General features: G+C 68.5%; 6 protein-coding genes. 2 read left to right on the forward strand and 4 right to left on the reverse strand.

Annotation, left to right across the window (positions count from 1 at the left end):
- Positions 1-86: 86 nt before the first annotated feature.
- Together ID574_RS55235 and ID574_RS55240 are read left to right on the forward strand one after the other, a co-directional pair.
- Complete coding sequence (locus ID574_RS55235; protein WP_188197124.1) at positions 87-1,184, forward strand: HesA/MoeB/ThiF family protein; 1,098 nt, start codon at positions 87-89, stop codon at positions 1,182-1,184.
- A gap of 132 nt (positions 1,185-1,316) precedes the next feature.
- Complete coding sequence (locus ID574_RS55240) at positions 1,317-2,510, forward strand: hypothetical protein (protein WP_188197125.1); 1,194 nt, start codon at positions 1,317-1,319, stop codon at positions 2,508-2,510.
- Positions 2,511-2,609: 99 nt separating this feature from the next.
- Here the strand turns inward: ID574_RS55240 and katG are convergent, their stop codons facing one another.
- From katG to ID574_RS55260, 4 genes are all read right to left on the reverse strand, one after another.
- On the reverse strand, positions 2,610-4,841 hold the full coding sequence (katG, locus tag ID574_RS55245; protein WP_188197126.1) for a catalase/peroxidase HPI: 2,232 nt from the start codon (positions 4,839-4,841) through the stop codon (positions 2,610-2,612).
- Positions 4,842-4,873: 32 nt separating this feature from the next.
- Positions 4,874-5,311, reverse strand: coding sequence for a Fur family transcriptional regulator (locus ID574_RS55250; RefSeq protein WP_188197127.1), 438 nt, complete (start codon positions 5,309-5,311; stop codon positions 4,874-4,876).
- Between the two features lie 129 nt (positions 5,312-5,440).
- Positions 5,441-5,923, reverse strand: coding sequence for a hypothetical protein (locus ID574_RS55255; RefSeq protein WP_188197128.1), 483 nt, complete (start codon positions 5,921-5,923; stop codon positions 5,441-5,443).
- A 112-nt stretch (positions 5,924-6,035) separates the two neighbouring features.
- On the reverse strand, positions 6,036-7,074 hold a 1,039-nt coding region (locus ID574_RS55260; RefSeq protein ID WP_442939463.1), incomplete at its 5' end, for a pectate lyase family protein.

The raw sequence follows: 7,074 nt of genomic DNA on the forward strand, positions 1-7,074 counted from the left end.
CACCAAGATCCATGCGCGTTCCATGCAGGCTCCATGCCCGCCGGTGCGAGGTTGGTCGCCGACAGCACGCGAGCGAGGAACGATCGATGAGACCACAGCTCAAGAGACTCTCCTGGGAACGCGTCGGCGACCGGCTGCGCCTGGTCTACGACCCGCGCGACCAGTTCCTCCTGGCCGACCCCGACGGCTCGGTGGAGAAGCTGCTGACGCTGCTCGACGAGGGCGGCCGGACGGCCGAGGAGCTCGCCGACGTCCTCACGGCCGACGTAGCCGACGTGCAGGCCGCCGTCCAGGCGCTGAACGCCCACGGGCTGGTCGAGGACGGCGATCGCCTCGGCGGACTGGACCCGCACGAAGGCGAGCGGCACTTCAGCAACCTGGCCTTCTTCGAATCCTTCGCCACGCTCGAGCGCAGCCATGAGGACCTGCGGCGGCGGCTGCGCGAGTCCCACGTGCTCGTGCTCGGCTCCGGCGGCCTGAACTCGACCGTGATCCCGCACCTGGCCGGCCTGGGCGTCGGCAGGCTGACCCTGCTCGACCGCGACCTGGTGGACCCGCGCAACTTCGCCCGGCAGTACCTGTACCGCTGGGACGACGTCGGCGCGCGGAAGGTGACGCGCGCCGCCGAATGGGTACGGGCCTTCGACCCCACGATCGAGGTGGACACGATCGACGCGTCGATCGAGGATCCCGCCCAGCTCGCCGAGCTGATCGATCGGACCCGGCCCGATGTGGTGGCCGCGGGCATCGACCAACCGGACAGCGTGGACCTGTGGGTCAACGAGGCCTGCGTACGACACGGCGTGCCCTTCGTCCGCGGTGGATTCCTCGTCACCACCGGAGCGGTGTGGTCCGTCGATCCGGGCGTCAGCGCCTGCCGGGCGTGCGTACCCGAGGATCCGGTGGATCTCGCGTCGTACACCGACCCGGACGAGTCGACCCTCAACGCGATCTCCGCGATGCGTCTGCACCTGAGCCGGCCACGGCCCAACCGGGGCATCGGCCCGGTCGTCGGGCTGCTCGGCTCCTATGCCGCCTTCGAGGTGCTCAGATACCTGACGCGTTTCGAGCCACCGGCACACGCCGGTCGGCCGCTCGTCCTCGACTTCGCCCGCGGTTGCGAGGCGAATCACCCCGACGAGTGGCAGCGCAATCCAGACTGCGCGGTATGCGGGGGGAGGTGACCATGGTGAAGATCGAGATCGTGCGAGTCGAGAGCACCCGTCTGACGGGCAACATCTGCATGGCCAGCTGAGCCACCGGCCGGGGGCCGCCACCCGTGGCCCCCGGCCAGGCCGACACTTCAGGGAGCGAAGATGACCGCCTTCCCGGCCGCGGAGCTGCACGAGCGGGCGGCGTGGCTGACCGTCGGCTTCGACGGTGAAGCCTGGATCCTCGGACGACCGGACCTGGGAATCTTCGTCGCCGTGCCGGAACCGGGAGCGGTCTTCGTCACCACCCTTCAGGAGACCGGCTCCGTCGCGGACGCGGCGGCCCGCGCCGGCGAGGTGGCGGGCGAGCAGGTGGACGGGGACGAATTCCTCGAAGGTCTCGCCGCCGCGGGGCTGTTCGAGGAGATGGCGGGGCCGGACGCGCGGGGCCGCATCAGGTGGATCGAGGGGGTCAGCCCCAGGGCCGCGGCCCGGCTCTTCGGGCGCGTGGGGTGGTCGTGTTACGCCGCCGCCGTCGTGGCGGTGCTCGTCATCCTGGCGACCCAGCCGGATCTGCGCCCTTCATGGGAAGACGCCTGGTTCCTCCCCAGTCCTGGGGTGTCGCTCCTCGCCGGGCTACTGCTCACCATCGCGTTCACCGCCCTGCACGAAGCCTGGCACTGGCTCGCAGGCCGGGCGATCGGCGTGCCCGCGGTCTTCAGGCTGAGCTACCGCGGCATCTACGTCGTCTTCGAGACCGATCTCACGCAGATCGTCGCCGTGCCGAGGAACCGCCGGCACGGGGTGTACCTGGCGGGAACGGCCATCGACTCCGTCGTCCTGGCGGTCGTCCTCGGCCTGCGCCTGCTCGACCCGCCCGACGTGCTCGACCGCGTCCTCGCCGCCGTCGCCCTCCTGCAGCTCACCCGGATCATCTGGCAGTGGGCGGCGCTGCCGCTGCGCAGCGACTCGTACGCTCTTCTGGCGAACGCGCTGCGCTGCCACAACCTCTACCGGGCGACCTGGCTGACCACCAAGGGCAGGTTGTTGAGGCTCACCCCGGAGGAGTCCGACGAGCTGACCGCGATGAGCGCCAGGGACCGCAGGATCGCCGGCTGGTTCGCCGTGCCGTACGTGATCGGTATAGCGATCATGACCTGGATGTTCTTCGCCATCGCGCTGCCACTGGTGATCTCGCTCGGTCAGTGGGCGTGGGAGCGGCTGGGCAGCGCCGCGCTCGGCTCGTTCGGCTTCTGGGAGGCGCTGCTCGTGGCCGCCTACGCCGCGACGGAGCTCCTCCTCCCCGTGGCGCTGGCGCTGCGGGAACGGCGCCTGCGACGGACCGGACGGCTCCTTTAACGGGTATACGTCGACGCCCCGGCACACGGCCGGGGCGTCGACGTCCGGAAGGCTTGGACGTCCAGGCCGGCCGGCGCGGGGCCGGCCTGGACGTCACGATCAGCGAAGGTCGAACCGGTCGAGCTCCATGACCTTGACCCACGCCGCGACGAAGTCGTTCACGAACTTCTCCTTCGCGTCGTCGCTCGCGTAGACCTCCGCGAGCGCGCGCAGCTCGGAGTTCGACCCGAAGACCAGGTCGACCCGGCTGCCGGTCCACTTGAGCTCGCCCGTGGAGGCGTCGCGGCCCTCGAAGGTGTTCGCGTCCTCGGACGTCGCCTTCCACGTCGTGCCCAGGTCGAGCAGGTTGACGAAGAAGTCGTTGGTCAGGGCCCCGGGCGTCGTGGTGAAGACGCCGAGCTGCGACTGCTGGTAGTTCGCGCCCAGGACACGGAGGCCACCGACGAGGACCGTCATCTCGGGGGCGCTCAGTGTCAGCAGGTTGGCCCGGTCGAGCAGCAGGTATTCGGCCGGCAGCCGGTTGGCCTTCCCGAGGTAGTTGCGGAACCCGTCGGCCTTCGGCTCGAGCGCGGCGAACGACTCCACGTCGGTCTGCTCCTGCGAGGCGTCCACGCGGCCCGGCGTGAACGGAACCACGACGTCGAACCCGGCCTCCTTGGCCGCCTTCTCGACGCCCGCGCAGCCGGCGAGGACGATCACGTCGGCCAGCGAGACCTGCTTGCCGCCGGTCTGGGCGCCGTTGAAGGCCTTCTGGATCCCCTCCAGGGTGCCCAGCACCGTCGCCAGCCGGTCGGGGTCGTTGACCTCCCACCCGCTCTGCGGCTGGAGGCGGATGCGCGCGCCGTTGGCGCCGCCGCGCTTGTCACTGCCGCGGAAGGACGAGGCCGACGCCCACGCGGTCGACACGAGCTCGGACACCGACAGGCCCGAGGCGAGGATCTGGCCCTTGAGGGCGGCGACGTCCTCGGCGTCGATGAGCTCGTGCGTCACCGCAGGCAGGGGGTCCTGCCACAGCAGCGTCTCGCTCGGGACCTCCGGGCCGAGGTAGCGCACGACCGGGCCCATGTCGCGGTGGGTCAGCTTGAACCACGCGCGGGCGAAGGCGTCCGCGAACTCGTCCGGGTTCTCCAGGAAGCGCCGCGAGATCGGCTCGTAGATCGGGTCGAACCGGAGCGAGAGGTCGGTCGTGAGCATCGTCGGGGCCTGGCGCTTCGACGGGTCGTGAGCGTCGGGGACGGTGCCCGCCCCGGCGCCGTCCTTCGGCCTCCACTGCCACGCGCCGGCGGGGCTCTTGAACAGCTCCCACTCGTAGCCGAACAGGATCTCGAAGAAGCTGTTGTCCCACGTCGTCGGGGTGTTCGTCCAGATGCCCTCGAGACCGCTGGTGATCGTGTCGGCGCCCTTGCCGGTGCCGAAGCTGTTCTTCCAGCCGAGGCCCTGCTCCTCGATCGGGGCGGCCTCAGGGTCGGGGCCGACGTGCTCGGACGGGCCCGCACCGTGGGTCTTGCCGAAGGTGTGACCGCCCGCGATCAGGGCGACCGTCTCCTCGTCGTTCATCGCCATCCGGCGGAACGTCTCACGGATGTCGCGAGCCGCGGCGAGCGGGTCCGGGTTGCCGTTCGGGCCCTCCGGGTTGACGTAGATGAGGCCCATCTGGACCGCGCCGAGAGGGTCTTCGAGCTCCCGGTCGCCGGTGTAGCGCTCGTCACCGAGCCAGGTGGTCTCAGGACCCCAATAGACGTCCTCGTCGGGCTCCCAGACGTCCGCGCGACCGCCGCCGAAGCCGAAGGTCTTGAAGCCCATCGACTCCAGTGCGACGTTGCCGGCGAGGATCATGAGGTCGGCCCACGAGAGCTTCTGGCCGTACTTCTTCTTCACCGGCCACAGCAGACGGCGGGCCTTGTCGAGGTTCCCGTTGTCCGGCCAGCTGTTGAGGGGGGCGAAGCGCTGCTGGCCGGCCCCACCGCCACCGCGGCCGTCACTGATCCGGTAGGTGCCCGCGCTGTGCCACGCCATGCGGATGATGAACGGGCCGTAGTGGCCGAAGTCGGCCGGCCACCAGTCCTGCGAGGTGGTCAGCACCTCCGCGATGTCCCGCTTCACGGCCGGGAGGTCGAGGCTCTTGAACGCCTCGGCGTAGTCGAACTCCTCACCGAGGGGGTTGGCCACAGCGGGGTTCTTGGCGAGGATCTTCAGGTTGAGCCGCTCGGGCCACCACTGGCGGTTTCCGCCGCCCTGAGTCGGGTGCAAGGCGCGCCCGTGCGCGACCGGGCAGCCACCTCCGGCCTCTGGCTTCTCGTCTGTGACGATGGCGTCGTGGTTCTCAGACATGGGAATCCTTCCGGACTAGCGGATCACGGTGCTCAGGAACCGTGGGCGGTGGAACAGTCGGGGCACAAACCCCAATAAATGACATCGGCCTCGTCGATCACGAAGCCCTGATCATCCGATGCGGTCAGGCAGGGCGCCTCACCGACCGCGCAGTCGACATCCTTGACCACCCCACAGCTCCGGCACACCAGGTGATGGTGGTTGTCTCCAACGCGCCTCTCGAACCGGGCCGGGCTGCCGGCCGGCTCGATGCGGCGTACGAGGCCCGCTGCGGTGAGCGCGTGGAGGGCCTCGTACACGGCCTGAAGGGAGATGTGGCCTACGCGATCGCGCACGCCGGTGGCGATCGCGTCGACGTCGAGGTGGTCGCCCGCCTGGACGGTCTCGAGCAGCGCGACACGGGCGGCCGTCACCCGCAGGCCGGCACCGCGCAACTCCTCGGCGGTGGTCGGAGTCTGGGATGCGGTCATGACGCCAAACCTACCCTCATAAACACGAACGATACAAGATAACGAACGATCCAAGTTTAGCGACGCGCCAAGAGTGCCCAGGAGACGTTCACGATTCGGCCGCGGGCACGGTCGCTCAGGGTTGCCTGGTCAGGGGCAGGGTCGGCGCTGATCTCGACTCGGATGCCACGGACGGCCGATCGACTTGCGGAGATCGTTCACCAAAGCCGCGTTGAAGTGAGCATGAGGGCCGTGAGGCGACACCTCGAGGATGCGGCCCTGCGACGCCCGCTCGAAGATCGATGTGAAGCGTTCTTCGAAGAATCTTTGGCTCTGGACGTCGATGACCTCGAATGCCGCTGAGGCCGACCCGAGCGCCGTGGCGAAGGAGAAGCCCACGATCACCTGGTCGTTGTCCCGGTGATAGGCGAAGTGCGGAACCTCGTCGTACACCCTGATGTGCAACTGGGCCCTGGGCGATGCGGGCTTGTTCTGCAGCAAGTGGAACAGTCGCTCACAGACGTCCAACGACACCCCGATGTCCGAGAGCATCTGACGATCTTGCTGACCCTCTTCCTTCGCCAGTCGTGGGATCAGTTCGGAGCGCGGGTCGAGAAACAGAATGCGGATCACCGATTCCTCTTGGAGCGTGCGGAGAAGCACTCCCTAACAGCAGGCGGCTGGTAAGCAGTGGAGGCCCGCGGCCGGCGGGTGCCGGTCGCAGGCCTCCACGCTCGGGACGCTGTTACAGCTTGCCGGCGCCCGCACCCGCCGTGACGGAGGACTTCACGGTGCCGACGTTCTCCGCGGTGTAGCCGTACGGGAGCGCGGCCACGGAGCCGTTGACCTCACATGGCCCGGAGTTGGTCAGCGAGTTGTCCCGCGCCACCAACCGTCCGGGATCGGAGTCCCCGTACCCGCTCCTCGACCAGCACGCCTGCTGCACGTTCTCGAAGACGTTGCCCTCGACGAGCAGTCCGGCGTCCATGACCGAGGCGATGGCGTAGGAGGAGGTGTTGTTGTTGATGTTGGAGTAGTAGTTGTTGAAGACGTGGACCGTCTCACCGAAACGCACCCGCGGGCTGCGTTCGAAGGTCCGGTCGAACCAGTTGTGGTGATAGGTGACCCGCAGGTGGCCCCGGTCTTCGGCGGCGTTGCTGTCGGAGTGACCGACCAGCGAGTTCTTCCAGTGGTTGCGGAAGATGTTCCACGACACGGTGATGTAGTCGGCGCCGTGGGTGATGTCCAGCATGCCGTCGTAGTAGTCGGGGTCGCTCTCGATGGTGCTGGAGAGGGTGTTGTGATCGATCCACACATGGGTGGCGTTCTCGATCTGGATCGCGTCGTTACCGGGTACGCCGCGGACGTTCATGTTCTGGATGATCACATTGGCCGGGCTCATGTCCTCGATGTTGAGGGTGGTTCCCGAGATGCCGGAGTTCGCGCCGACGCCCCGGATCGTCTTGTTGGCCGAGATCTCGACGGTGCCCGAGCCACTGAGCATGCCGTTGACCAGGATGGTCCTGGCACCCGAGGCCTGCGCCTGGGTCCGGAAGTCGGCGAAGCTGCTCACGGTGACCGTGGATCCGCCCGCGCCACCGGTCGTGCCACCGCCCTGCGTGGCCCAGCCGACGATTCCGCCAGGTGGTGGTTGTTGTGTGCCGCCTGCCTCGAAGTCGAGGTAGTCGATGTTGGGCAGGCCGCCCGAGGTGGTCGGGTTGAGCCGGATGGTGTTGCTGCCCGCGTTCACCGACACGGTCAGGGTCTTGGTGACCCAGGTGTTC

Origin of the sequence: Nonomuraea sp. SYSU D8015 (genome assembly GCF_008065375.1) — a bacterium.
Taxonomy (GTDB): Bacteria; Actinomycetota; Actinomycetes; order Streptosporangiales; family Streptosporangiaceae; genus Nonomuraea.